Annotated in this window: 18 protein-coding genes, 2 tRNA genes and 1 pseudogene; 11 read left to right on the top strand and 10 right to left on the bottom strand. The window is 61.1% G+C overall.

The window, feature by feature from the left end; all coding sequences use genetic code 11:
• Positions 1-48: 48 nt before the first annotated feature.
• The 3 genes from AC1ECK_RS30370 to AC1ECK_RS30380 all read right to left on the bottom strand — a co-directional run bounded on the left by AC1ECK_RS30370 (position 49) and on the right by AC1ECK_RS30380 (position 5,121).
• Complete coding sequence (locus tag AC1ECK_RS30370) at positions 49-2,547, bottom strand: acyl-CoA dehydrogenase (RefSeq protein ID WP_480325892.1); 2,499 nt, start codon at positions 2,545-2,547, stop codon at positions 49-51.
• Positions 2,548-2,701: 154 nt separating this feature from the next.
• Positions 2,702-3,613 (bottom strand): TetR/AcrR family transcriptional regulator, encoded by a 912-nt coding sequence (locus AC1ECK_RS30375; RefSeq protein WP_480325894.1) that lies wholly within the window; start codon positions 3,611-3,613, stop codon positions 2,702-2,704.
• A gap of 290 nt (positions 3,614-3,903) precedes the next feature.
• Positions 3,904-5,121: an MFS transporter gene (locus AC1ECK_RS30380; protein ID WP_480325896.1), complete on the bottom strand. Its 1,218-nt coding sequence runs from the start codon at positions 5,119-5,121 to the stop codon at positions 3,904-3,906.
• 513 nt (positions 5,122-5,634) lie between these two features.
• On the opposite strand from AC1ECK_RS30380, the gene AC1ECK_RS30385 reads away from it, so the two are divergent.
• Entirely contained in the window at positions 5,635-7,023 is a 1,389-nt protein-coding gene (locus AC1ECK_RS30385; protein WP_480325898.1) for a chloride channel protein, read from the top strand.
• Between the two features lie 31 nt (positions 7,024-7,054).
• Here the strand turns inward: AC1ECK_RS30385 and AC1ECK_RS30390 are convergent, their stop codons facing one another.
• Positions 7,055-7,771 (bottom strand): GNAT family N-acetyltransferase, encoded by a 717-nt coding sequence (locus tag AC1ECK_RS30390; RefSeq protein ID WP_480325900.1) that lies wholly within the window; start codon positions 7,769-7,771, stop codon positions 7,055-7,057.
• 98 nt (positions 7,772-7,869) lie between these two features.
• Between AC1ECK_RS30390 and AC1ECK_RS30395 the strand changes: the two genes are divergently transcribed.
• Both AC1ECK_RS30395 and AC1ECK_RS30400 read left to right on the top strand, forming a co-directional pair.
• Positions 7,870-8,832 carry a GlxA family transcriptional regulator gene (locus AC1ECK_RS30395; protein WP_480325902.1) on the top strand — a complete coding sequence of 321 codons (963 nt, stop codon included), beginning with the start codon at positions 7,870-7,872 and terminating at the stop codon, positions 8,830-8,832.
• 141 nt (positions 8,833-8,973) lie between these two features.
• Positions 8,974-9,498 carry a suppressor of fused domain protein gene (locus tag AC1ECK_RS30400; RefSeq protein ID WP_480325904.1) on the top strand — a complete coding sequence of 175 codons (525 nt, stop codon included), beginning with the start codon at positions 8,974-8,976 and terminating at the stop codon, positions 9,496-9,498.
• 113 nt (positions 9,499-9,611) lie between these two features.
• On the opposite strand, the gene AC1ECK_RS30405 is transcribed toward AC1ECK_RS30400, so the two are convergent.
• The gene (locus AC1ECK_RS30405) at positions 9,612-10,049 is read right to left on the bottom strand and encodes a hypothetical protein (RefSeq protein WP_480325905.1); all 438 of its coding nucleotides are present in this window, start codon (positions 10,047-10,049) and stop codon (positions 9,612-9,614) included.
• An 825-nt stretch (positions 10,050-10,874) separates the two neighbouring features.
• On the opposite strand from AC1ECK_RS30405, the gene AC1ECK_RS30410 reads away from it, so the two are divergent.
• From AC1ECK_RS30410 to AC1ECK_RS30430, 5 genes are all read left to right on the top strand, one after another.
• Positions 10,875-11,306, top strand: coding sequence for a tetratricopeptide repeat protein (locus tag AC1ECK_RS30410; RefSeq protein ID WP_480325907.1), 432 nt, complete (start codon positions 10,875-10,877; stop codon positions 11,304-11,306).
• Between the two features lie 143 nt (positions 11,307-11,449).
• A complete protein-coding gene (locus tag AC1ECK_RS30415; protein ID WP_480325909.1) occupies positions 11,450-11,740 on the top strand; it encodes a toxin-antitoxin system YwqK family antitoxin in 291 nt (96 codons plus the stop codon).
• An 891-nt stretch (positions 11,741-12,631) separates the two neighbouring features.
• On the top strand, positions 12,632-13,771 hold the full coding sequence (locus tag AC1ECK_RS30420; RefSeq protein WP_480325911.1) for an ADP-ribosylglycohydrolase family protein: 1,140 nt from the start codon (positions 12,632-12,634) through the stop codon (positions 13,769-13,771).
• A gap of 358 nt (positions 13,772-14,129) precedes the next feature.
• Complete coding sequence (locus AC1ECK_RS30425) at positions 14,130-14,507, top strand: hypothetical protein (protein ID WP_480325913.1); 378 nt, start codon at positions 14,130-14,132, stop codon at positions 14,505-14,507.
• Between the two features lie 61 nt (positions 14,508-14,568).
• A complete protein-coding gene (locus AC1ECK_RS30430) occupies positions 14,569-15,399 on the top strand; it encodes a DUF2262 domain-containing protein (protein WP_480325915.1) in 831 nt (276 codons plus the stop codon).
• Between the two features lie 49 nt (positions 15,400-15,448).
• On the opposite strand, the pseudogene AC1ECK_RS30435 reads toward AC1ECK_RS30430, so the two are convergent.
• The 3 genes and pseudogenes from AC1ECK_RS30435 to AC1ECK_RS30445 form a co-directional block, all read right to left on the bottom strand.
• Positions 15,449-15,742: pseudogene (locus tag AC1ECK_RS30435) on the bottom strand (Arm DNA-binding domain-containing protein); the annotation flags it as partial.
• Positions 15,743-15,854: 112 nt separating this feature from the next.
• Positions 15,855-15,941: transfer RNA gene (locus tag AC1ECK_RS30440), tRNA-Leu, on the bottom strand.
• A 225-nt stretch (positions 15,942-16,166) separates the two neighbouring features.
• Positions 16,167-16,253, bottom strand: a tRNA-Leu gene (locus AC1ECK_RS30445).
• A gap of 261 nt (positions 16,254-16,514) precedes the next feature.
• Between AC1ECK_RS30445 and rnr the strand changes: the two genes are divergently transcribed.
• Both rnr and rlmB read left to right on the top strand, forming a co-directional pair.
• Positions 16,515-19,010: a ribonuclease R gene (gene rnr / locus AC1ECK_RS30450; protein ID WP_480325917.1), complete on the top strand. Its 2,496-nt coding sequence runs from the start codon at positions 16,515-16,517 to the stop codon at positions 19,008-19,010.
• Positions 19,011-19,170: 160 nt separating this feature from the next.
• Complete coding sequence (gene rlmB, locus AC1ECK_RS30455) at positions 19,171-19,914, top strand: 23S rRNA (guanosine(2251)-2'-O)-methyltransferase RlmB (RefSeq protein ID WP_480325919.1); 744 nt, start codon at positions 19,171-19,173, stop codon at positions 19,912-19,914.
• A gap of 47 nt (positions 19,915-19,961) precedes the next feature.
• Here rlmB and AC1ECK_RS30460 read toward each other — a convergent pair whose 3' ends face one another.
• Complete coding sequence (locus tag AC1ECK_RS30460; protein ID WP_480325921.1) at positions 19,962-21,677, bottom strand: ArnT family glycosyltransferase; 1,716 nt, start codon at positions 21,675-21,677, stop codon at positions 19,962-19,964.
• Positions 21,678-22,116: 439 nt separating this feature from the next.
• On the opposite strand from AC1ECK_RS30460, the gene rpiA reads away from it, so the two are divergent.
• Entirely contained in the window at positions 22,117-22,812 is a 696-nt protein-coding gene (rpiA, locus tag AC1ECK_RS30465; RefSeq protein WP_480325923.1) for a ribose-5-phosphate isomerase RpiA, read from the top strand.
• Positions 22,813-22,873: 61 nt separating this feature from the next.
• On the opposite strand, the gene AC1ECK_RS30470 is transcribed toward rpiA, so the two are convergent.
• Positions 22,874-24,442 (bottom strand): ArnT family glycosyltransferase, encoded by a 1,569-nt coding sequence (locus AC1ECK_RS30470; protein WP_480325925.1) that lies wholly within the window; start codon positions 24,440-24,442, stop codon positions 22,874-22,876.
• Between the last annotated feature and the right edge of the window lie 18 nt (positions 24,443-24,460).

The raw sequence follows: 24,460 nt of genomic DNA on the forward strand, positions 1-24,460 counted from the left end.
TTGCTCCGCTGGCCAGTCGGGATGGCGTCAGTTTGCACGGCGCGATGCTCAGGCGGCAAGCTGCATCGCTTTTTCGAGCGCCTCCTTGCGCCGCTGCAAGTCTTCGAGCATGCCGAAGTCCGGCGCGAAGTCGTCCACCTTCACCACCTCGGCGCCGTAGCGTGCATAGTCGTCGAGCACCTGCTGTTCGTCCGCGTCGATCAGGCCTTGCTGCTGCGCCTGCGCGGTCCACTCGGCGAGCTGCGCGAGGCTTTGCGGCATCGGCGTGAGCAGCCCTTGTCCGACCGCCTCGCGCAGCTTCTGGTCGATGGCATTGATGCGCGGAGTGAGCGCGAACAGCAGTTCGCCATAGCCAAGCGGGTCGATATCGGGATGCGGCACATACGAGTCGGACACCAGCCGCTCGCGCGCCGCCCCCGGCGTTTGCATGAGTTCGGCGATCGCGCTGCCGAGGCTGTCGGAAGGTGGGCGATGCGGCAGGCCGAACGGGAACGCCAGCAGCCGTACCAGGTTGGCGGCAAGCCGGTTCGGATAGTTGGCGAGGACGCCGTCGATCGCCTCCTGCGCTTGGTGCAGCGCATCCTCGACACCCCAGCGCACGAGCGGCAGATCGCTTTCCTGACGACCTTCGTCTTCGAAACGCTTGAGCGTGGCCGAAATCAGATAGAGCTGCGACAGCACATCGCCCAGGCGGCCGGAAATGCGCTCGCGCCGCTTCAGGTCGCCGCCGAGCACGAACATCGAGACGTCGGCGAGCAGGGCGAACACGGTGGCAATGCGGGTGGCCGCGCGATAGTAAGGAACCAGCGGCGCATAGGCGCGCTGCGGCTTGCTGATGAATGCGCCGGCGGTGATGCCGTAGACGAAACTGCGCATCAGGTTCGACAGCGTGAAGCTGATATGTCCGAAGAATGCGGCGTCGAAATCGCGCAGCGCCTGGTTGTGGTCGGCTTCGCGTGTCGCGGCCATTTCCTTCAGCACGTATGGATGGCAACGAAGCGCGCCCTGGCCGAAGATGATCAGGCAGCGCGTCAGAATGTTCGCGCCTTCCACCGTAATGGCAATCGGCACCTGCTGATAGGCGCGCGCGAGGAAGTTCGCGGGCCCCATGCAGATGCCCTTGCCGGCGGCCACATCCATGCCGTCGTTGATGACCTTGCGGGCGCGCTCGGTAATGTGATATTTCGCGATCGCCGAGATCACCGAGGGTTTTTCGCCAAGGTCGACCGCATGCGCGGACAGGCGCCGCGCCGCGTCCATCACATACAGGTTGCCGCCCATGCGGCCGAGCGCTTCCTGCACGCCTTCGAACTTGCCGACCGCGGTACGGAACTGGCGCCGTACCGCGGCATACGCGCCGGTGCCGCGCACCGCGATCTTCGCCATGCCGACATTCGACGACGGCAGCGAGATCGCCCGGCCGGCGGCGAGACATTCCATCAGCATGCGCCAGCCGTTGCCGACTTGCGCGCGTCCGCCGATCACCCAGTCGAGCGGAATGAACACGTCCTTGCCGGAGTTCGGGCCGTTCTGGAATACCGCATTGAGCGGCCAGTGGCGGCGGCCGATGTTGACGCCCGGGTGATTGGTCGGAATCAGCGCACAGGTAATGCCGGGTTCGTCGGCGGCGCCGAGCAGATGCTCCGGATCGAGCGCGCGAAAGGCGAGGCCGAGCACGGTCGCGATCGGTCCGAGCGTGATATAGCGCTTGTCCCAGGTCACGCGAAAGCCGAGCGTCTCGCGCCCTTCGAAGGTCCCCTTGCAGACGATGCCGAGATCGGGAATCGCCGCCGCGTCCGAACCTGCATACGGGCTCGTCAAGGCGAAGCAGGGAATCTCGACGCCGCTCGCGAGACGCGGCAGATAGTAGTTCTTCTGCGCTTCGGTACCGTAATGCATCAGCAGTTCAGCGGGGCCGAGCGAGTTCGGCACCATCACCGAGACCGCGGCCGCCGAGCAGCGCGTCGCCAGCTTCATGATGACCTGCGAATGCGCATACGCGGAGAACTGTTTGCCGCCGTACTGCTTCGGAATGATCATGCCGAGGAAGCCGCGCTCCTTGATGTACTGCCAGGTTTGCGGCGAGAGATCCTGCCAGACGGCGGTGGTTTCCCAGTCGTTGGCGAGGTCGCACAGCTCCTTGCATTCGACCTCGAGGAACGACTGTTCTTCGGCCGTGAGCGTGGCGGGGCCGTGACCGAGCAGGGTGTCCCAGTGCGGGCGTCCGGAGAACAATGCGGCATCCCACCAGACCGTGCCGGCTTCGATCGCGTCGCGCTCGGTGGGCGACATCTCCGGCAGGATCCGGCGAAAAATATCGAGCACCGGTCTGGCGAGCCACGCGCGCCGCAGCGGCTTCACCGTGAGCACGAGCGCCGGCAGTACGAACACGACCGCGAGTACGGCGCTGGCGAGCGGCCCCGCGGCGCCGCCCAGATGCGCGGCTGCGACCCAGAGAACCATAAAGGCAAGCCACCATGGGGCGCGGGCCTGAAGATAGACGAGCGCCGCGGCAGCAACGACAAGCACTAACAAGAACCACGACATGACGTCTCCTTCCAGCTTCAATAGGGCGTGCGGACGCATCCGCGGGATGCGGAAGGCTCGCATCGATATGTTTGACAGCACGAGCGGTGCCAACTGCACCGCGGCGGCGCGGCGCCGGGGCGGCGGCCTCTAGACCGCCCCAGGCGCGTCCGGCTCAGACCGCGCCGTGGACGACGTGCCGTAATGGAGCGCTCGGGTCGCCGCTGAGGCCGCCTATCAGGTCGCTCTTCAGAGCGCCGCCCAGACCGTTATTCAGGCCACTGAGGCGCGCCTCTGACTCCTGCGACGAGATGTCTGCCCCGGCTTCTGCCGGTGTGGCCGACAGGTGGTCGCACAGACCGTCGTGGCTGTCCGAAGCGCCGTCGGCGGCGTCGCCCAGCACCGCCGCGAAGGCAGCCAACTGGTTTGCGTCAGGCAGCGGCGCCTTGAGTGCGGCCACCATCAGCGACGCGAGCCGCGCGATCAGTTGCAGATCGTTCATCGACTTGCCCTGTGAGAACTCGGTGATCAGGCTGTCGGTGTCCGTGCCGGCCAGCACGCCTGAGAGCGCGCCGATGGCAAAGTGCAGGCGCCAGCCGAGTTCGTCGCGCGGCAGATGCGGCAGCGCGCGCTGGAAAGCCGCGAAGAACCGCTCCGCCACCGAGGCGTAGTGCCCGTTCAGAAAGTCGCGAATGAACGCCGACGGATCGGTGTAGGCACGCCCGAGCAGGCGCAGGAACGCTTTGCCGCCCACCTTCGGATCGCGCGAGAGGCGCAACGCCGGAATGAACATCGCGCCCAGCACGTGTTCGCACGTGAGACGCGCGCCAAGCATGGCGTCGAAGCGTTCGAGCAGCTTGACCCGCTCCAGATTGAGATGGTCGAGGCGGCGCGCGAGCATCGCGTGAATCAGCGCTTCCTTGCTGCCGAAGTGATAGTTGACCGCTGCGAGATTGACCTCGGCACGCGAGGTGATCTGGCGCAGCGACATGGCCTCATAGCCGCATTCGATGAATAGCGTTTCTGCGGCGTCGAGGATGCGGGACTTCGTGTCGCCGGTATGCCGGCCTGTCGTACGAACTGCCATGTTGCGTCTCCCAATGCCGGTTGCCCGGCCGCAAACAAGCGATTCAAATGCGCATTTGAAACGCGCGTTTTTTTCAGGATAAGAAGGATCTGGATCATCGGGCAAGGGCTCTGTGTGGACGGACTCCTCTAAAAAGGCACCGCTGCGGTGCGTCAATTGTTTCGGGCGCCGAATAAAAAAGGCCGTTCCGATCGAAATCGGAACGGCCTCGCGTTACTGCCTGGCGTGGCGGCCTGGGGCCGCCTATAAGTGTGTTTCGTTTACTGCGTACCTGCTTGATGCCGCCGACGTTAAACCTCGGCGACCTCTTTGGCAGATTGTGTCATATCTATGCCGCGGCGTTCACGGCTAAACAAAATCAGTACCGCAATCACAACAGCCACGGTGCCCGCGACCACGGCCATCGCCAGCGCGTAGTTGTTGCCGTTGGCGACGGCGAACGACGCCTGCATCGTCGCGTTGACCGCTGCGAGCAGATTGCCGAGCTGGTACACGAGGCCCGGGAAGGTTGCACGGATTTCGTCGGGCGAGATTTCGTTCAGGTGGACCGGGATCACACCCCATGCGCCTTGCACCGAGATCTGCATCAGGAACGCGCCGAGCGCGAGCAGGGGTGCGCTACCCGAGAACGCCCACAGCGGCAGCACCGGCAGCGCAATCAACGCAGCGATGAATATGGCGCGCTTGCGGCCGATCTTCTCCGACATCGAACCGAAGAACAGGCCGCCGACAATTGCGCCGATGTTTAGCGTGATCGTGATCAGCGAGACGGTATGCGGGTCGAAGTGATGCTGCTCGCGCAGGAAGGTCGGATACAGATCCTGGGTGCCGTGCGAGAAGAAGTTGAACGCGGTCATCAGGATGATGGCGTAGACCGAGAGCACCCAGTTCTGCTTGAGCGTGGCGAGCAGGCCCGGCCGGACCTTTTTCTCCATCGCTTTCCATGCCGGGGATTCCGGCACGTTTGCACGCACATACAGCACGAGCAGTGCGGGAATCACGCCGATGAAGAACATGCCGCGCCAGCCGATGTACTGGTACAGCACGCCGAATACCACCGAGGCAAGCAGATAGCCGCTCGGATAGCCGGCTTGCAACAGCCCGGAGACGAAGCCGCGTGCGCGCGTGGGCACGGTTTCCATCGTCAGGGCGGAACCGACGCCCCATTCGCCGCCCATCGCGATGCCGAACAGCGCGCGCAGCACGAGCAGGGTGGTGAGATTGGGCGAGAAGCCGGACAGCAGTTCAAGCAGCGAATAACAGGCGATGTTGACCATCAGTGTCGGCCGGCGGCCGAATTTGTCGGCCAGACGTCCGAAAATCAGCGCCCCGACGGGGCGCATGGCCAGCGTCAAGGTAATCCCGAATGCGACAGCAGGAATCTTCGTATTGAATTCGGCCGCGATATCTTTCAATACGAACACCATTAGAAAGAAATCGAATGCGTCGAGTGTCCACCCGAGATAGGCGGCGATGGTGACGTTTCTCTGTTCCCGAGTCCAGCTCATGTGTTTTTTCTCCAAGTCTCCGAACAACCCGTGCCTTACGGCGGGCCGCTCTTCGACCCGCGCGCCCCGTGGTGCGGGCTTCGACGGAGTGTACGCCGACCGTTAAGCATCTGCATGCTTGAAGTGCGCTTTCTTAGTACATGTCCCTAAGCGCGGGTGTCATCCGGGCGGGTTATAGGCTTTGAATGTTGGTATTTTGTAATGTTTAAGTCGGCTTGTTGTTTTATTGTTTGCCTGGTGTAATTTTATTGCCGGCAGGGGAGGCGATTGGCTTTTTCGCTGGCTGGTCAACGAGATAGGCCGCGTCCATGATCGGCAGTCGGGGAAAACAGGCGGGTGGATGTGCACTATGTAAGTTGGTTCAAGCCGTAAGGATCGGGCAGCGAGTCACGTCAAGGCGTCAATATATGCGGTCACCGCATTAGTCGAGTATAAAAATCAATTTGCCTCATGCTGCCGTGCGCAATAGGATGGCGTGATCTCGACATCTGCGTCTCTACCTCGTCACTCATTATGCCGCTCGCCTCGTCCGCCAGACCCACCTCACGCGAGCCGGCGGCTCGTCCGGAACAGGCGCGCAGCCCGCTTGCCGTATTCGTCGCCGTCACGATTCTGACCGGTATCGGCGCTGGGCTCGGCGGCATGCTGCTGGCGTTGCTGCTCCACTGGATCCAGCACATTGCGTTTGGCTACAGCGTCGACCATGTCATCAGCAGCGAGAGCTTTCTCGAAGGCGTAAGCGGTGCAGATCCACAGCGGCGCGTACTGGTGCTGATGGTCTGCGGGCTCGTCGCGGGGCTCGGCTGGTGGGCGCTGTATCGCTACGGACGTCCGCTCGTCAGCATCAAGAAAGCGGTCAAGTCGGACGACCCGCGGATGCCGGTGCTCAGCACCATCGTCCATGCATTGCTGCAGATCGTGACCGTCGCGCTGGGCTCGCCGCTCGGCCGCGAGGTGGCGCCGCGCGAGATCGGTTCGGTCTGGGCGGGCTGGCTGTCGCATCGCGCCGGGCTGACGCTCGCCGAGAGCCGGATCATGGTGGCATGCGGCGCCGGCGCGGGCCTTGCCGCGGTCTACAACGTGCCGCTGGGCGGCGCGGTGTTCGTGCTCGAAGTGCTGCTCGGAACCTTCGGCTGGGCAGCGCTGGTGCCGGCCGTGGCGACTTCGGCGATCGCCGCGGTGGTGGCGTGGCTCGGTCTGGGCAACGAGCATCAGTACTCGGTCCCGCAACTGTTGCTGAGCACGCCGCTCGTTGTCTGGTCGGCGCTGTGCGGTCCGATTTTCGGGCTGGCGGCGTGGGGTTTCACGCAACTGACCGCGCGCGCCCGGGCGCAGGCGCCGCAGGACTGGCGGCTGCCGGTTCTGGCGCTGCTGAACTTCGCCATCATCGGCGTGCTGGCGATCGAATTTCCGCAGTTGCTCGGCAATGGCAAGGGGCCGGCAGGGCTCTCGTTCAACAGCGACCTGACGATCGGACTGGCGGCGGTGCTGCTGGTGCTCAAGGTTGCAATCACGACGGGCAGCCTGCGTGCAGGCGCCGAAGGCGGCCTGCTGACGCCGGGGCTCGCGAACGGCGCGCTACTCGCGATCGTGCTCGGCGGCATATGGAACATGATCTGGCCGGGCACGTCCCCGGGTGCGTTCGCGATTGTCGGCGCGGCGGCGTTTCTGGCCGCATCGATGCAGATGCCGCTTACCGCGGTGGTGCTGATCCTCGAGTTCACACGTGTGAGTCACGATTTTCTGATCCCCATCCTGCTTGCGGTGGCCGGCTCGGTATCGACCTTCAAACTGCTGGCGACGGCGTGGGCGGCGCGGACTGTGCCGGGTGCGGGTGGGGTGACGCCGGCGGCGGCGCTGGCGCGCACTGGCGGTGGACCTCAAGGCGCGCAAGGCCGGTAGCGGCGGGAGTGTGTCTTCGCACAAGCGCCGGCTAGGCTTTCGCCCCGTCGAGCACCGTGAGATGCAGCTCACGGCGTTCGACAAAGCCCAATGCCCGGTAGAGCGCGATGGCAGAGTGGTTCGATGTGAGAACGTGCAGGAACGGCGTCTCGCCGCGCGCGCGGATGGCCGCGATCAGCAGCTTCATCAGTCCGCCCGCGTGGCCTTGCCCCCGAAAAGCGGCATCCACGCAGACCGCACTGATTTCGGTATATCCATCGAGCCTCATGCGCTCGCCCGCCATTGCGGCCAGCCGGCCCTGTCTGCGCGCGCCAAGATAATCGCCGAGTTCGATGGTGCGCGGACCGAACGGGCCAGGCTGCGTCGCGGTGGTCAGGGCGATCATCTCCGGCACATCGCCCTCGGCGAGCCTGACGTGCTCCCATGCGCTTGCTGGGTCGAGCGTGCCTTGCCAGATCATTTGCAGCAGCGTCGCACGCCTGATCACAGAGAACCCAGCCGGGGGCAGGATCTCGCCCGGGGTGACCAGGGCCGCCGGACCCTGCGCCTCGATCAGCCCACGCAAGGCTTCGAACGATGCCGGACCGACATCGGCCATGGCTGCAAAGGGCGCGACGGCGGCCGGAAACCGAAGCGCACGCTCATCCCCGAGTGCAAAGCGACGCTGTTTGCCGCTAAGCGCGTTCCATACGACCTGGTCGAGCGGATGCGCGCCGTTGATATCTTTTCTCGCTGCTGCTTCAGACATTGCCTGCTCCTGCATTGAAGGTATTCTGTCGCGCAGCATAGACTTAAACCGTCCGTGGCAGTAGCATCGCAAATGACATTTTTCGCATCATTTACGCCATGCGCATCTCTGTGTTTTGTCTGGACGGCGTGTTCGATACGGGCATGGCCGTGGTGCTCGACGCCCTCAGGATGGCGAACGGGCTGTCTGCGGTTGCGCGTCCCGGCGAGCCTGCGCCATTCGACGTTGAACTGGTCGGTCTGCGAACCCGGATCAAGACGGCGCTTGGCATGAGCGTCGCCGCGAAAAAGGCGAGCACCATGGCGCTGCCTGACTGGATCGTGGTGCCTGCGATCAGTGCTGGAACGCCCGAGGTTCTGGTGGCGTGTCTCGAACGTCCCGCCGTACGGAATGCCGGCGTGCAACTGCGCCATTGGCAACGACAAGGCGCCCGAATCGCCGCCGCTTGCATCGGCACCTTCCTCCTCGCCGAATCGGGTGTGCTCGACGGACAGGAGGCGACGACGACGTGGTGGCTCAGCCCGCTATTCCGCAGCCGCTACCCCGAGGTTCGCCTCGACAGGGACCGCATGCTCGTCCCTTCGGGACCGTTCGTCACCGCCGGCGCGGCGATGGGGCATCTGGATCTCGTGCTCTGGTTGATTCGGCAAGCGAGCCCGGAGTTGGCCTCGCTAGTGGCGCGATACATGCTGGTCGACGGGCGTGTATCTCAGGCGCCCTACATTATTCCCGATCACCTCGCGCATAGCGATCCGCTCATCGAACGATTCGAGCGATGGACACGCGCGAATCTGGCCACGGGGTTTTCGCTGCAAGAGGCGGCTGATGAACTCGCAACGAGTCCGAGGACGCTGCAAAGGCGTGCCGAAGCCGTGCTCGGCCAATCTCCGTTGTCCTACTTTCAGGATCGGCGGGTCGAACGTGCCAGGCATCTTATCGAAACAAGCTCGATGGATCTCGATTCGATTGCCGCCGAAGTGGGCTACGCAGACGGCGCAACGCTGCGAACGCTGCTTCGCCGGAGACTGGGGCGAGGGGTACGCGAACTCCGGTCGAGCTGATCTCTCCGGCGAGCGAGTCTGTTCGTGTAGGTCACCTTATCACGCGAGTCATGATTTCTAGCCATAAACGAGGTCAATGAGATGCCAGTTGTTAGCAGCCAGTAGAAGGAGCTTGCCGGGCACACGGCTTTGGCTATGGGCGTGGAAAAACCGCCGATTTCTCGATTCTGGGATGAGGACGGAAAGAGCAGCGTATATATTCTTGAGGCGGCAAATCGGCCGCAAGATGGGGTTACCGCATACGCGACCATCGGGCTGTCCGATCATCCGTTGATGTTTAAGGGGAGAGAATTTGACGCACGCGTTGAGCTGGTTGGCGCCTGTGGCTCGGCATTTCCTGGATTTGCCAATGTTCTCGCCACTGCCGCATTTTGTGTCGTCAATTCGGGATGGTTTTGTGCCCCGGGAATCATCTTTCCGGATGTGGTTTCGATGTACAACGCTTCAGTGACATTGAGCGATATCTATTTTGCTCACCCTTTCCTCTGGGCAGAGCAGCTCAAGTCCACGCTGATCGGAGACCGGCGGGTGGCATGGCTGCTCGCGGTACCGGTGTCGAAAGCGGAGAGTGCCTATGCCCAGAGCTACGGGCCGGAGCATCTGGAGGCACGACTCGAGGAAAAGGGTATTGATCTCTATGATCTGAATCGTGCCTCGGTGATCTGATCGTACCAGCCGGTCCGTCGTTCGCTATCCTGGAGTGGAGATGTCCTCGCAGCAGCCTGAACTCGAATTCATGGCGGCGAACGGCCCCGCCGGATTTTACGGGTAGCGGGTATCTAGTTTTCCCAAATAATCATGACCGCGTTGCCCCGCGAACAGGTCTCGCGCAAAAAGGCGCACAGCGGATCGTACAGCCAGGAGTCCCCAGCACCATACGGCCCATCATGCGGAAAAAGGTCGACGAAGAACTGTTTGCCGAGTTTCTCGAGCTGCGAGAGAAACGCCTTCGCCGACTCGCTACCGACGAAGCAAACGTTCGGATCATCGAATTCATCGTACTCCGCATGAAGATCGCCGACGAAGAACTTTGCTGCAGGGTGGTCGATGCTGTGAAGCTTCGATGCCCAAAAGCGTATCGAGTCCTCGGCGTCGAGTTGTGGTGCGTTCTCGATACCCAGTGTGTTTATCGCTTCATACCACTCTGCTTTCGACCGGCACGCGCCTAGCAACTGACTGGTGCTCTCACTCACCTCGTAAAGCTTTCCCCACCCCATACGCTAGCTCCCCTGACTCTGGTGGCACGTTAAGGTCTGCCCTCTTTGCCGCACTCTACGGCGCCGGTTGAATGAACTGCCGCGTTGGCGGCAATGCGGTATGCAAATGATACAGCCTGATAATCGCGCGCTACCGCCGCTTCGCGAAAGCGAGCCTCGTTCCAGGTCACGTTCGATCTGTGACACCGAAATGCCGTGTTCGGCGTTAAGGCCAGGCCAAGCAATGTCACGGTTCCAAAGCGCGTGGAGGCACTCGCTCAACACCACTACATTTTTGAGCGCTCGGAATGGGAACAATCGGAATCTGCTAGAGTCCGCTTTCGGAGAGGCCGCTTAAAGCGGCATGTTTCATGTCGCTTCGCAGGTGTGCAAGCGTCGTCGAGGCGAAACCCGTTAATGTCCTGAATCATGCTTTACTTCAGTATGTCTATTCGCTGCGCGCTATCCGACGTGCGTTGCCGCATGGCTACGCTGGGGCGCTGATGGAGCTTACGAGCCCGGAACAGTCAGTGCGTCGGAGTGCTTTGCGCTCGATGGTGGCGATCCTGTTTGCGTTTGAAGTGTTCTTGCCAGATTTATCGGAGGCACGAGCGATGGGCGTGTTCGATCGTTTGGCATAGGCATCAACATGAAATCAGCCTGATCACATATCGTGACTTCAATTAGCAAAACCAGCGTGCTCGCGTCGGATCAGCGAGCGTACGCCTTGAACTCGCTTGCATGGACGGGCTTGCCGATCGTCGATGCCTGCACAGAATTGGTCGATCTCTCGGTGCGCAACCTGGCGAGAGATATTTGCCGCCTCTAGAGTGGAGGGAATCAGAAGTGGAAGATCTCAATACAACCGTTCGTAATGAAATTGACACCCTGTTTATCCAGGCGAAAGGCAAACTCGAATCGGGGGACAAGTCCGGGGCAATCCAGGATGCGGAAGCTGCCTGGAAAACGTTGCCGGAGCCAAAGTTTGGCTGGGACGTTAGCAAGAGCTTCACGCATACCTTGGCAAAGATTTACCGCGATACGGGGCATTTCCAGAACGCCATCGCCTTGATGAATGAGCTCTTCGCATCCGGAACCGTAAAACCCTATCAGGATGGTCCCCGCTTTGTGACGGCAACGATCTATTTCGAAATGGGCGACAATGAAAACGCCATGAAATGGTTTGATGAAGCAAAGCAGATATCGAAAGGGCGTTGCTTTCAGGGCGAAGACAAGAAGTACCAGGCGTTTTACAAAAATCGGGTTGCCGGAAAGTAGCGCGAATTTCAGTATGCCTTGATGGTTGGCACGTTAGCATGAGCTACCGGCAGCCAGTCGCGCCTGGCTTGTCACACACGGTGGTTCAAGCCCGCGATTGATGCATGTGGATCGCCCGAAGGCAATTCGCGGAGGGAGTACGAATGGCTGATCTGGAGATTGCCGAAATCTGCTATGAGGACGGTGCGTTGAGATATCGCTACGCCAGATACCTGGCGCAGGATGGAAACAGGTGGATCAGACATGGTTTGTTTGTCGCGTACCATGAGAACGGGGTGATTGCTTCTGAAGGTACTTACGAGCATGGTGTGGAGCATGGCCCCTGGAAAGACTTTCATCCGAATGGCCAGCTTGCAGCGCTTGGCGACTACGATCACGGGACCCAGGTGGAACCGTGGCAGTACTGGAGCGTTGACGGGCAACCTGAAACCTGAGGAAGATCGCAAAGCTTTTCCACCTGGGCGCTGCTACCCAAGGCGCGCCACCAGGACTCAGGACGAGTCGTTTGGGGCCGTTATGAACGCGGTGAACGTCAAGGAATTTCCAGCGCGCGGATGCATGTAAGCGCACGATGGGCATCCATTGTTTGCATTGTAATGAACAGCATCGAGCACCGAAAAACGGAGAACCTGCCATGAGCAGCAAACGGGCAACGACAAACGCTGATTGGCCCGCTTCCGTTCAGCGCCTTTGCTGGTATCAACCAACCTTGCCCGCCAAAATCGGTGACGAAGGCTTCTGTGGCATGTGCTCGATGTGAGGACCTTTGCGTTCGGTATGCAATCAGACATCCTCGCGAGCTACGCAAAGCGATACAGGTCGCAGCGGAGAACATTGCGGATAAAACGCTCGTAGAGATGATTCCCGACAGCCCTATGGTCTCCGTCCCGTTTGACAAACTCGCGAAGGGCGCCGGATGGGACGACATCGTCGAGTACCATTTTCGCTGCCTTCATTGCGATGAGAAGTTCTGGTTACACGCAGAAACGTATCACGGCAGTGGCGGGTGCTGGGAGCCGACCGACTCCAGTTCGATACGCGAAAACATCACCAGCTAGCCGCGAGTGACCACGACGCGCATCGCATCGTCCGGTGCACGTTAGCCTTCCAGTCACCGAAGGCAAACTCCCGTCGCACGGAGAAATGATGAGGGAGGTTGCTGAGCACACCTGTCACGAAGAGGCTCGGGTGAATCGACTTCGGCGTGAAGCGTCGTTGTCAATGCAAATGCAGGGTCGTTGGGTATCTATCCGCGTGTGGAATATGCTCGTGTCCGACCGCCCGCGACATGCACGCAGCGCAACGGGAGAACGGGGAGGGCAAGCATGACAGGACACACAGCACATATGCAGGGGGCACGATACCCGGCGCGCGACTTACCGGCACGTGAGCGTTTCGAAGGCTGCCTTCTTGGCGGCGCGGTAGGCGATGCGCTGGGTGCGCCAGTGGAATTCATGTCGAGAGATGAGATCGTGCGCCGCTTCGGTCCTGACGGGATTACCGAATACGTGTGCGCCTATGGCCGTATCGGCGCAATCACGGACGACACGCAGATGACGCTCTTCACGGCCGAAGGTCTATTGCGTGCATGGGTCCGCGGTTGCCTGAAGGGAGTCTCGACGTATTCCGGCGTCACATCACATGCCTATCTTCGCTGGCTGCTCACACAGGGATTCAAGCCCACCAACAGGATAATGATCGAAACCGGCGAGATGGGTTGGCTCTTCCGACAGCCTGAACTCCATCATCGGCGCGCGCCGGGAAACACATGCCTTTCCGCGTTGCGTGAAACTGAATCGCTGGGACAGCCCGCGAAAAACAGCAGCAAAGGATGCGGTGGCGTAATGAGAGTGGCGCCCGTAGGACTGTTTGGTTCGCAGAACATGTCAGGGATGGAGGTTTTCGACCTCGGCACTGAGCTTGCGGCGCTAACGCATGGTCATCCCACAGGCTCGTTAACAGGTGGATGCCTGGCAGCTATGGTCCACGCGCTTGTTCAAGGCCAGAATCTGCAAGGGGCGTTGGAAATCGCGAAGCAGATTCTGATCGGGAAAGCTCAGCATGATGAAACACTTCATGCTATAGAAGCAGCCGAGCGCCTCGCGAAGTCGGCGTTGCCACGCGACGCTGCGATTGCCGAGCTCGGGGAGGGCTGGGTTGCAGAGGAAGCGCTGGCTATTTCTGTCTACTGTGCTTTGGTAGCGAAAGACTTTCGCGATGGCATCATCCTGGCTGTGAATCACGACGGCGACAGCGATTCAACCGGTTCAATCACCGGTAACCTGCTCGGAGCGATGCTTGGCGTGACCGCGATTCCGTCACATTGGCTTGATGGGTTGGAACTTCGACCTGTTATTGCGGAGCTTGCAGGGGATCTGTATCGATATCGCGAATGGGACATGAGCGACAGTTCACTCAATAATCATTTCGTACAACAGATCTGGGAGAAATATCCGGGATTTTAACTGCGGGAATCGCTCGATTGCGTCCGGAAGGCTTGACGGGGGCGCTCATGGTCACTCTGCACCCGACGAGCAACGCGGTCACGCATACATTGCAACTTTTATGAGTGGAGTCTCGGGTGTTGTATGTTTTTGTCGGCCGGCGACAGTAAATGTCGATCGGCTGTTTCGCGTTTAAGATACGAGGTTCGTGGAGTGGGCGGGCGCGGGTAACCGCGGCGGAAGTCGGGTAACTGCAGACACGTTCATTCGACGGGCTCCGTAAAACATCCACAACGAAAGTATGATGTCCTGGCCTGCAAACGTCCCTTGTCAACACCGGGTCCCAATGTCTGCCATACCTGCCTGAAGGAAAACATTCATGATTTCGGATGCTGCGACTCCATTTGCTGTCGGCCTCGTAAAAGCGCTGGTGAAGCTTGTGAAAGAGGTTGAACCTGATTGGCGGAATGCGTATATGAGAGTCTCACTGCGCGAGGGTGTTGTCGAAGCGAAAGCCTCATACGTGCATGCTTCCGGGGCAGAAATATTCGATGTGTTGCAGCACAAGGATTTCTTCCATTCAGCCACCAGGGAAGGACGCGAATTGATGGCTGCGCTCGGAAAGGAACGTGGCGTGTTCCTGCTCATCGTGGACTCGACTTTGAATTACGAGTTCAAATTCGAGCACGTAAATATGGATCGCTGGAGGATCAGCAAGATGCGTGGCGGAACAGGGGTGCCGGAGGGGCTGGAGTAAGGGGGCTGATTCACCTAAGTCTAACGACCGCCGGCCTGCTAGCCGTCCGTGTGGAGAGAGCATGGCATCTAACCAATTCGACATCGCTGCCGGGAAGCGGAAAGAGTTGCTTCTTGCATTTGAAAGGCTGCCTGCTACCACGATCTACGGCGTCGTCGGTACCAGTGGGCCAGGTGGCGGCAAAATACCACCAGAAACTTGTTGGTCACTGTACGTGAGACTGATTGCCTGGCGGCTACCGGATACCCCTGTTCAGCGAACCCCGTTGTCAGTAACCAGGCAGGTCACGGACGCCGAATTGAAGGATTGGCGAGCGGCTATCCAGGCGGAATCTGTTATTGCTTTTCGGGGCAAGCTTTGCGAACAAAGTCCCTTCGGTGATGCACGAGCGCTCTTGATAGCGTTGCTTGAGCGTCCGGGCGACGAGGAGCTTGAAGCGATCCTGTCTGAATACAGGAAGCCGGTGGAAATTAAAGATTCTGTGCTGGGCACGTTATCGCTGAACAGATCGACAGGGTGGTTCACGGGAAAAACCGATTGGCTTGGTCGGCAGGTAGATATCGCAGCCATCGTTGACGAAAACGGTGACGTGTCGGATTCGCTGCGAACTGCGAAGGGATTATTAGCGGACGTGGCGCGCTGGGCAGCCAAAGCAAGTGACTATGCTGCAGACAAATTGCTGGAAAATAAGAACAGCAACTGGCTCGGTGAGCGGGAATTGCCAGTTTCTCGTGAGGACTTCATCGGCCGAATGGGTCTCCGATCTATAACTGCTTATCCGGAGGGAAAATTCGAGCTTTGGCACGATGACGGTGAGATGTTTGGCGGGCACTCGATTCTGGTGTCGGGATCACTGGTCAACGGGATGACAGCAGTCGATATTCCGGGATGACGCGCTCAGACCGACGCGACAATGAGCGCTGCATCTTATTTCTCGGCGCCTACCTCTGCGATCCTGGAAATTGGCTCGAACCAGCTCGACCGGCGTCCCTCTTTCCAGTGAACCAAAGTTCCGTTGCGGAGCGAAACGTATCGTCACCGATCCGGTCCTCTTTTCCATGAGACCGTCGTATCGATGGGTCGACACCGCTTGTAATCTGAGTCCGAGCTAACCCCGTCAGTTCGCGAGCGCGTTGGAGGGATATCGCAGGATATGTGCTGAACGAGATGCGCTGTTGCTTCCCGGCGAAGCTGTAACGGAAGTGCCAACTCTTCACTCCGGTGTGCGCGACGAAGAGAAAGAGGCCGGCTAGGGGGGGCGGTGGACGTCAGAAAACAAAAAAGCCCGCAGTGGCGGGCTTCTTCGGGGTGCTTCTGGAACTTCATGGATCAGCTTGGATCCGTTAATGGTGCCCAGGAGAGGACTCGAACCTCCACGGTGTTGCCACCGCTAGGACCTGAACCTAGTGCGTCTACCAATTCCGCCACCTGGGCACGTTTTCAAACTAGACAGCCATTTTAACGGGAAGATTCAGCGTGTCAATGGGGTTTCAACATTCGCTTCATTCAACCGTTCGGATCTTCACGTATCGAAGCGCGTTCGATACCGACTACCCGTCCTGCCGATACCCCGCGGTTTTCACTCGAAGCAAGTTCAAACGAACAGCAGGGCCTCACACAAAAAGCAAAGCCGCTCGGAAGCGGCTTTGCTTTTGAATCTGGTGCCCAAGAGAGGACTCGAACCTCCACAGTGTTGCCACCGCTAGGACCTGAACCTAGTGCGTCTACCAATTTCGCCACCTGGGCAGGTGTCTGTAGAACAGAGACCGCCATTATAGCGACAGATTCGGGCCTGTCAAGCATTTTGAGAAACCCGCCGGACGAGGGCGGATTGCGCCCACGAGCGAGTATTGACGCGCCGCTTGGCGCGCAATACGGGTGTTAGAATGCCTCGCAGTAGTTCGTTGGCACGGTGCACAAGCCCGTCGGACTCAGCCTTGAACGAGCCAGACCCGAGCAGTCAATCGCAGGTGCAACAGAGCCGCGTCATAACGCCGACCGACGTCCATGCAACGAGAAAAAATCATCGACAAGCCCTTGAGCAAATATCCGTACCCGATTCCGAGCCGCGAGGAAATCCTCGGCGTGCTCCGCACGAGTGAAGCACCGCTTGCTGCGAACGACATCGCCGAAGCATTGTCGATCAAGCGCCAGGAGCGCGAGGGGTTTTTCAAGCGTCTCGCGGCCATGGAGCGCGACGGCCAGATCCGGCTCGATCAGCGCAATCTCTACCAGCTTACGCATCCCTCCAATTTCGTCGGCGGCCGGGTTCAGGGCCACCGTGACGGCTACGGTTTTCTCGTGCGCGACGACGGCCAGGACGATCTGTTCCTGCCCACCGGCGAGATGCAGAAAGTCATGCACAACGACCGCGTGCTCGCGCGGATCGTCGGCTACGACCGGCGCGGCCGGCCCGAAGGCCATATCGTCGAAGTCACGGATCGCGCCAACAAGCGTGTCATCGGCCGCCTGCTCAACGAGAACGGCGCGCTGATCGTCGCTCCCGAAGACAAGCGCATTGGCCACGACATTCTGATCACGCAGAACACCAAGAAGGCCAAGGTCGGCCAGGTGGTGGTGGTCGAGCTGACGGATTTCCCGAGCCGCCATTCGCAGCCGCTTGGCCGCGTGGTGGAAGTGCTGGGCGATATCGACGATCCGGGCATGGAAATCGAAATCGCCGTGCGCAAGTACGGCGTGCCGCACGAGTTCAGCCAGGCCGCGCTCGACGACGCCGCCAGGCTGCCGGATGAAGTGCGTCCCGCGGATATTCGCCATCGCGTCGATCTGCGCGACGTGCCGCTGGTCACCATCGACGGCGAAGACGCCCGCGACTTCGACGATGCGGTGTACTGCGAGCCGGTCGCCGTCGGCAAGGGCGAGGGCTTCCGCCTGATCGTGGCGATTGCCGACGTTTCGCACTATGTGCATCCGAAGAGCGGCCTCGACGTCGATGCGATCGAGCGCAGCACCTCGGTCTATTTCCCGCGCCGCGTGATTCCGATGCTGCCGGAGAAGCTTTCGAACGGCCTGTGCTCGCTGAACCCGCACGTCGACCGTTGCGTACTGGTGTGCGACATGGTGATCACGGCGCGCGGCGAAATCAAGGCGTACCAGTTCTATCCGGGCGTGATGCACTCGGCGGCGCGTCTGACCTATACCGAAGTCGCCGCGGTGCTGAAAAACACCAAGGGCCCGGAAGCCACCCGCCGCGCAGCCTTGCTGCCGCAACTGCAGAATCTGTATGGCGTGTACAAGTCGCTGTTCGCGGCCCGGCAAAAACGCGGCGCGATCGACTTCGACACCACCGAGACCTACATCGTCTGCAATGCGCAGGGCAAGATCGAGCAGATTATCCCGCGCACCCGCAACGACGCGCACAAGCTGATCGAAGAGTGCATGCTGGCGGCCAACGTCTGCGCAGCCGACTTCATGAAGCGCAACAAGCACGCGGGTCTGTACCGTGTGCACGCCGGACCGACCGCCGAAAAGCTCGAGAACCTGCGCACCTTCTTGCGCGGCATGGGCCTCACGCTCGGTGGCGGCGACTCGCCGCACGCGAGCGACTACGCGGCGTTGATGGCGCACATTCGCGACCGGCCCGACGCGCAGATGCTGCAGACCATGTTGCTGCGCTCGATGCAACAGGCTGTCTACAGCCCGGACAACATCGGTCACTTCGGCCTCGCGTATGAGGCGTACGCGCACTTTACGAGTCCGATTCGCCGCTATCCCGACCTGCTGACGCACCGCGCGATCTACGCGATCCTGCAAGGCCGCAAGTACAACCCGGAAGCGCCGCATGGCGTCGAGCTCAACACGGCGCTGTCGCCGCGCGCCCGCGCGATGCAGCAGGCCGACGACGAAAAGCGCAGCCGCAACCGTTCGAACACGGCGATCTGGGAAGAACTCGGCCTGCACTGTTCGGCCAACGAGCGCCGTGCGGACGAAGCCTCGCGCGACGTCGAAGCCTGGCTCAAGTGCTACTTCATGCGCGACAAGCTCGGCGAAGAGTACGGCGGCATGGTGAGCGGCGTGACCTCGTTCGGTATTTTCGTGCAGCTCGATGCGCTCTTCATCGAAGGTCTCGTGCACGTCACCGAGCTCGGCTCCGATTACTTCCAGTACGACGAGATCAAGAACGAACTGCGCGGCGAACGCACGGGCATTCGCTATCGTCTCTCAGACCGGGTGCGCGTGCAGGTCAGCCGCGTCGATCTGGACGCACGTAAGATCGACTTCCGTCTGGTGCGCGATACGCCGATCAAGTCGCCGGGCACGCGTGCGCCGCTCGCCGACAAGACTGCCGCCGAGGTGAGCGGTGCGCGGGTGCGCTCGCTGGCGCCAGCAGAAGCGGACGCCGGGGCGCGCCGCAAGAAGGCGGCGCCTGCACCGACGCTCGCCGTCAAGGAAGCGCGGGCGGCACGCGCCGCGGCCAGGAAGCACGGCGCCTCGGCCAAGTCCGCTTCGTCTGCGAAGTCACAGGCGCGCAAGAAGCGCTGAGCTCGCCCGCAAGTCGTCTATAGCAGGCTCGCTGCAGCGGGTTCGCCGCGCTCAACCGGTACAGGTTCATGTGCCGGTTGAGCGCGGTCTGCATTTTGGTTTGTCTTTATCCCAGTAGCGCATTCGTATCGCGGAGCGCTCAATCAAAGGTTGTCCAGTCATGTCACGTCTCAAGGTTCTATACGGTTTCCACGCAGTGACCGCTCGTCTGCGTCACGATGCGTCGACGGTCGAAGAGGTTTACTACGATGCGACGCGCAAAGATCGTCGCATGACGGAGTTCCTGCATGCGGCCAAGGAAGCGGGCGTGCGCCTGATCGCAGCGGACGAAACGCGTCTGTGGGGCCTCGCGCACACGGAGCGTCATCAGGGCGTGGTGGCGCGCGCAGGGGATTTGCCGCTCGCGCAGAATCTCGCGGAACTGCTGGACGGCATCAACGGTTCGCCGCTGATTCTGGTGCTCGACGGCGTGACCGATCCGCACAACCTTGGCGCGTGTCTGCGGGTCGCGGATGCGGCCGGCGCACATGCCGTGATTGCGCCGCGCGATCGCGCGGTCGGTCTGAATGCCACGGCCGCGAAAGTGGCAAGCGGCGCGGCCGATACGGTGCCGTACATCACCGTGACGAATCTCGCGCGCGCCCTGCGGGAGTTGAAGGACGCCGGCGTGTGGGTGGTGGGCACGGCAGGCGAGGCCACCACGAGCCTGTACGACACCAAGCTCGACGGTGCGGTCGCACTGGTGATGGGCGCGGAAGGCGAGGGCATGCGCCGTCTCACGCGCGATACCTGCGATGAAGTGATGCAGATTCCGATGGCCGGCAGCGTGGAAAGCCTGAACGTCTCGGTGGCGAGCGGCGTGTGCCTGTTCGAGGCAGTGCGGCAACGCTCGGTGAAAAAGTAGTCTGCCGGAGCCGTTGCGCGTAACGACGCCCCGTTGCCGGTCATTCGCTACGGGGCGCTATTGCGCTGCAAGGCGAGCACATCCGTTCGATAGATGGGCCACCAGCCGCCCACATCGGCGTGATCGATCGTGTGATAGCCCGGTAGCGGGACAAACGACAGGACATATCGATCGTCCTTGACCCAGTACCAGCTCTTGCCGGGCTTCGTGACGTACGCAGGGTCGTAGAGATAGAGTCCGTTGACTTCAAGACCGCCGTCGATCGATTCAGGTTTTACGCCCTGCGCAAACAATCTGTCGACGAGCTGCCAGCGGGCGCGATTCCAGCTCAGGTAATCGTGGGTACTGCTGATTGCGAATCCGCTTGTCAGAACGAGCGCGAGCCATGCAATCGTCCAGACTGCGCGCCCGCTGCGCCGATTGGGTGCAGCGCCCCGTTCCATGTGTTGCAAATCGAGCGGGAAAAGCGCCAGCAGCAGTGCGATCGGCACGAGCAGGTAACGGTCGTAAAAGCCGCCGATGATCAGCGGTCCCATATAGACAAGCGTGCCAACCAGCAAAAACACCTTGACTAGCGTCTCCGAGTTGTCCCAGGGTGCGGCTTCGCGGCGGATAAGGCGCCTGGCGATTCCGGCGAGATCGAGCAGCAATAACGTGCCGCCGATCACGCTGAGCACGGTGACGATTTGCCAGAAGACGAGCGGCAATTTGGGCGTCGCGGACGCCGGCAGCAAGACTGCGTCGCGCATCTCGACTGGACCCAGGCCGCGCCGCTGGATGATGTTCCAGCCAAGCGGCATCGAGTGATGGGTGAGAAATAGCGCCGCAATGCTCGCTACGGCGACGAGCCCGCCGCCGATCAGGACAATGCGCCCCGCCTTGCTGCGCATATGGCTGCGATACAACGCGGGAAGCCGCACGAACAAGACCGGAAACAAAAACCAGCCCAGATAGATGATCGCGTTGAACGAGTTGCGAGGCACAACCATCAGCCATTCGCGCGGATGGACCAAGGTCTGGAACAGGCTATGCGATTTCTCGTGAAAGGCTGCGGGAAGTACGCCTCGCATCGTGAGCCACGCTTCGAAGGCGACGAGAATTGCCACGCAGGCGAGCACTGAACCTGCAGACACCAGCAGCGGCGTCAGATGCCGTTGGCGCCGCCGGTCAATGAATAGCGTGGCGGTCATTGCAAGCGGCAGGAACAACGCCAGTTGCCGGATCATCAGGCTGACCAGTACGAGTGCAAGTGCGGCGGCAAAGTAGCCGATGCGCTGGGTTTGCAGGTAGCGGCAAAACAGAAAGACGGCGAACAGGGCGGACGCGGCGAACGTGATGTCCGTCATGAAGGTATTTGCCTGGCTCAAGTACAGCGGATTGAAGGCCAGGGCTGCCGTCGCCAGCGTGGATTTGCGCGAGTCGCAGCCGGTTAGCTGAAGGAGCCGGGCAAATGCCACCATGCCGAGCGCAGCGGCGACAAGCGTTGCCACCCGTAGAGCAGTAAACGAAAAACCGAATGGCAGACAGAAGAGCGCGCCCCATAGCACATGCGCGAGCAACGTCATCGACGTCCAGCCGGTCGGATGGAACTGGCCCGTTTCGAGCAGGCGCTGGACTGCGATCGCGTACGACCAGTCGTCGTTGAGCGGGAAGTTGCCGATGGGGTTGACCGCCGCGACGAACAGGAGCCAAACCAGGGCAACGAGCCATACTGAATCGATGCTGAAGCGGGACTGCTGTTTGAGTACGAGCGTATTCGCCATCGGGTTCACCGTAATCTGAATGCCACAGTTCGTTTTCGCCGGGACCGGTTTGCGCTTGCCGCGGGTGTTGCCAGGATCTGCTTGCTGAGTGCTGCGAGCGCCGGCGGCGATGCACCCTCAGTCGTCGATTCATTGATTGGCGTCTTGCCGATAGGCGTCTCGATTGCCGGACGATTGCCTGGACCGAGCGGGCAAATACAGCGGGCCGACAAGCGGAAGTTTTCTGCATGGTGCTCCCGGACGGCGTCGTGGAAAGTTGGCTAGCGCACACGCAGTGCGGTGTCAGGGTTCTGGCCCGCCGCTGCGCCGCGCCACTGGCTGCGTGACCATCCGCTTCGAGGCCCGCCTGTTGCGGTCTTGCCGATCGAGTGGCCGGATAATTCCCGGAGGTGCACGCGACTCCGGTAAACTTGAGCTTTTCCGCCTCCCTGCAATTTCCATGACTCAAGACGAACTCAAGCAACTGGTCGGCCAGGCCGCCGCCGACTACGTGAACGCGAACGTACCCGAAGGCGCCGTGATCGGCGTCGGCACGGGCTCGACCGCCAACTGTTTCATCGACGCGCTGGCTGCGACGAAGCATCGCTATCGCGGCGCGGTGTCCAGCTCGCTCGCCACGACCGCGCGCCTGCAGTCGCACGGCTTCAAGGTGCTCGATCTGAATGAAATCGAGTCGTTGCCGGTATATGTGGACGGCGCCGACGAGATCGACCACAGCGGCGCGATGATCAAGGGCGGCGGCGGGGCGCTGACGCGCGAGAAGATTGTGGCGTCGGTATCGGACGTGTTCGTCTGCATCGCCGATGCAACCAAGCGGGTCGACGTGCTCGGCCAGTTTCCGCTGCCGCTCGAGGTGGTGCCGATGGCGCGCACGGCGATCGGCCGGCGCGTGACAGCGTTGGGTGGGGTGCCGGTCGTGCGGGTGACGAAGGACGGTGCGCCGTTCATCACCGACAACGGCAATGAGATCATCGATATCAAAGGTCTGAAGATCGCCGATCCGCTGGGGCTCGAGGCCCAGATCAACGCGTGGCCGGGTGTCGTGACCGTGGGCCTGTTCGCACAGCGCGGCGCGAACCTGTGCCTGCTCGGCACGGATACCGGCGTTGAGACGATTCAATATGCGCCGCGCTAAGCGTTAGCGCATTTGACGGCATCGCGCGGCTCGCCTGGCTGCCGCGCTGCCGCTGGACTGGCTATCGCGATTCGATCGAGCCGCGTTCGCGCGCCACCTGCCTCGGGTTGGGGATGTCCTGCATCAGGGCGCGAAGCGCGGCATCCGTTAGACCATCGCGCTGGCGCCGTGCCGCAAAGATTCGGCCCCACGCCAGCCCCATGCCGAGGATCAGCATCGCCACGATGGTCCATCCGGCCACGTGCCCTGTAGGCGAACGCTCCATCAGTTGCACCGTCCACAAATCTGGAAAACGTCCCCGTTCGTCCGTCTGCGCAACCTGTGCATCGGCGCGGCCGAAGGTAAGCGGCTCGCCGCGCAGTCCATGAATGAAGCCGGCCCAGACGCCTTCAATTGCATAGGGCACGCTTGCATCCTCGAGTTCCGCACTGGGATACGCTGCCACGATCGACTGCCAGTCGATCATCGCCGGCGCCACATTGAAACCAATCGCAGCAATGACGATGGCTGCAGCCGCAAGGCGCGACCGGCTGCCGATCTCAACCAGACAGGGCCCAACGATCAGGAATACGATTGGCAGGCATGGCACCAGATACGGCGAGCCCCATCCGAACTCATCCCAACGATTCATCCTGGCGATCGTGAATGTATAGAGCAGCATGCCGAGCAGCATCGACTCGATCATGACGCGCTGAGACTTCCGAAGGCGGCGCCACGTCCACGGCAAAAACAGGCACGCGATGACAATCGGGGAAAAGACAAGCAAGCCGCGATTCGCGCCAATCAGAAGGCCGGTCAATCCATGCAGGATGCCGCCACTCAGGTCGTAGAAAGCCCCGGTAGAGGCGTGAAAAGGCGAGCCGGTGCGCCAGGCGTTGTACATCCACGTTGGTCCCGCGCAGAAGGCGAACACGGCGGCCAGTATCAAATACAGGCGCAAAGAGCCGCGCGTGCGCCAGGCGAGAAACACCAGCGCGACAAGGAGTGCCGGTGTGATCGAATAGTGAAACAGACAGACGATCGCCAGCGCGCAACCGGCGGCCACGAAGGCCCGGGTTCCTGCGCCCGGCCGCAGCAATCCGTGCGCGAAATAGAGGAACGCGCACATCGCCGCCGCACAGGGCGCCTCGTCCCATGCACCCTTTGCGTAGGGCAAGTAAAGACTTCCGGCGGCGAATGCGAACGTAATCAGGAAGGCCTGCTTGTCCGAATAGAACTCGCTAAAGAGCAGAAACATAAACAGACAACCGATTGCGCTCATCAGCGCATACGTGAGCGAGACCGCGAGTCTGGAAACGAACGGCGGATTGAGAAACTGGGCCGCCGCGCCCGCATGATCGAGCTGCGCTCCAAGCCATGCGCCCGGTAACATCAGAAGGATTGCGCCGATGTCGTGCGATTCGTAGTAACGGCCCTGTGGCGAGCGCACCCAATCATATTTATCCGGCGCGCTTGCGCTTCCCAACGCATGTTGCGTAACAAGCATGGTCGTCGCGGAAAGTTGCTGGCCGGCTGCCGGACTACTCATGCGACCGCTAGACACCAGTACGAAGAAGCTCAGGAAGAAAATGAGTACGGTGGATTTCGCTCTGGAAAATGGATGCGGCGTGTTTTGTTGGTCGAGCGCCATGGCGTGTGTCTCTTCAGG

The organism is Paraburkholderia sp. SSBN10T, assembly GCF_056619545.1.

Excerpts from the sequence above, each read along its gene's own strand:
- AC1ECK_RS30370 (WP_480325892.1), bottom strand. The coding sequence starts at position 2,547 with ATGTCGTGGTTCTTGTTAGTGCTTGTCGTTGCTGCCGCGGCGCTCGTC.
- AC1ECK_RS30375 (WP_480325894.1), bottom strand. The coding sequence starts at position 3,613 with ATGGCAGTTCGTACGACAGGCCGGCATACCGGCGACACGAAGTCCCGC.
- AC1ECK_RS30380 (WP_480325896.1), bottom strand. The coding sequence starts at position 5,121 with ATGAGCTGGACTCGGGAACAGAGAAACGTCACCATCGCCGCCTATCTC.
- AC1ECK_RS30385 (WP_480325898.1), top strand. The coding sequence starts at position 5,635 with ATGCCGCTCGCCTCGTCCGCCAGACCCACCTCACGCGAGCCGGCGGCT.
- AC1ECK_RS30390 (WP_480325900.1), bottom strand. The coding sequence starts at position 7,771 with ATGTCTGAAGCAGCAGCGAGAAAAGATATCAACGGCGCGCATCCGCTC.
- AC1ECK_RS30395 (WP_480325902.1), top strand. The coding sequence starts at position 7,870 with ATGCGCATCTCTGTGTTTTGTCTGGACGGCGTGTTCGATACGGGCATG.
- AC1ECK_RS30405 (WP_480325905.1), bottom strand. The coding sequence starts at position 10,049 with ATGGGGTGGGGAAAGCTTTACGAGGTGAGTGAGAGCACCAGTCAGTTG.
- AC1ECK_RS30415 (WP_480325909.1), top strand. The coding sequence starts at position 11,450 with ATGGCTGATCTGGAGATTGCCGAAATCTGCTATGAGGACGGTGCGTTG.
- AC1ECK_RS30420 (WP_480325911.1), top strand. The coding sequence starts at position 12,632 with ATGACAGGACACACAGCACATATGCAGGGGGCACGATACCCGGCGCGC.
- AC1ECK_RS30425 (WP_480325913.1), top strand. The coding sequence starts at position 14,130 with ATGATTTCGGATGCTGCGACTCCATTTGCTGTCGGCCTCGTAAAAGCG.
- AC1ECK_RS30430 (WP_480325915.1), top strand. The coding sequence starts at position 14,569 with ATGGCATCTAACCAATTCGACATCGCTGCCGGGAAGCGGAAAGAGTTG.
- rnr (WP_480325917.1), top strand. The coding sequence starts at position 16,515 with ATGCAACGAGAAAAAATCATCGACAAGCCCTTGAGCAAATATCCGTAC.
- rlmB (WP_480325919.1), top strand. The coding sequence starts at position 19,171 with ATGTCACGTCTCAAGGTTCTATACGGTTTCCACGCAGTGACCGCTCGT.
- AC1ECK_RS30460 (WP_480325921.1), bottom strand. The coding sequence starts at position 21,677 with ATGGCGAATACGCTCGTACTCAAACAGCAGTCCCGCTTCAGCATCGAT.
- rpiA (WP_480325923.1), top strand. The coding sequence starts at position 22,117 with ATGACTCAAGACGAACTCAAGCAACTGGTCGGCCAGGCCGCCGCCGAC.
- AC1ECK_RS30470 (WP_480325925.1), bottom strand. The coding sequence starts at position 24,442 with ATGGCGCTCGACCAACAAAACACGCCGCATCCATTTTCCAGAGCGAAA.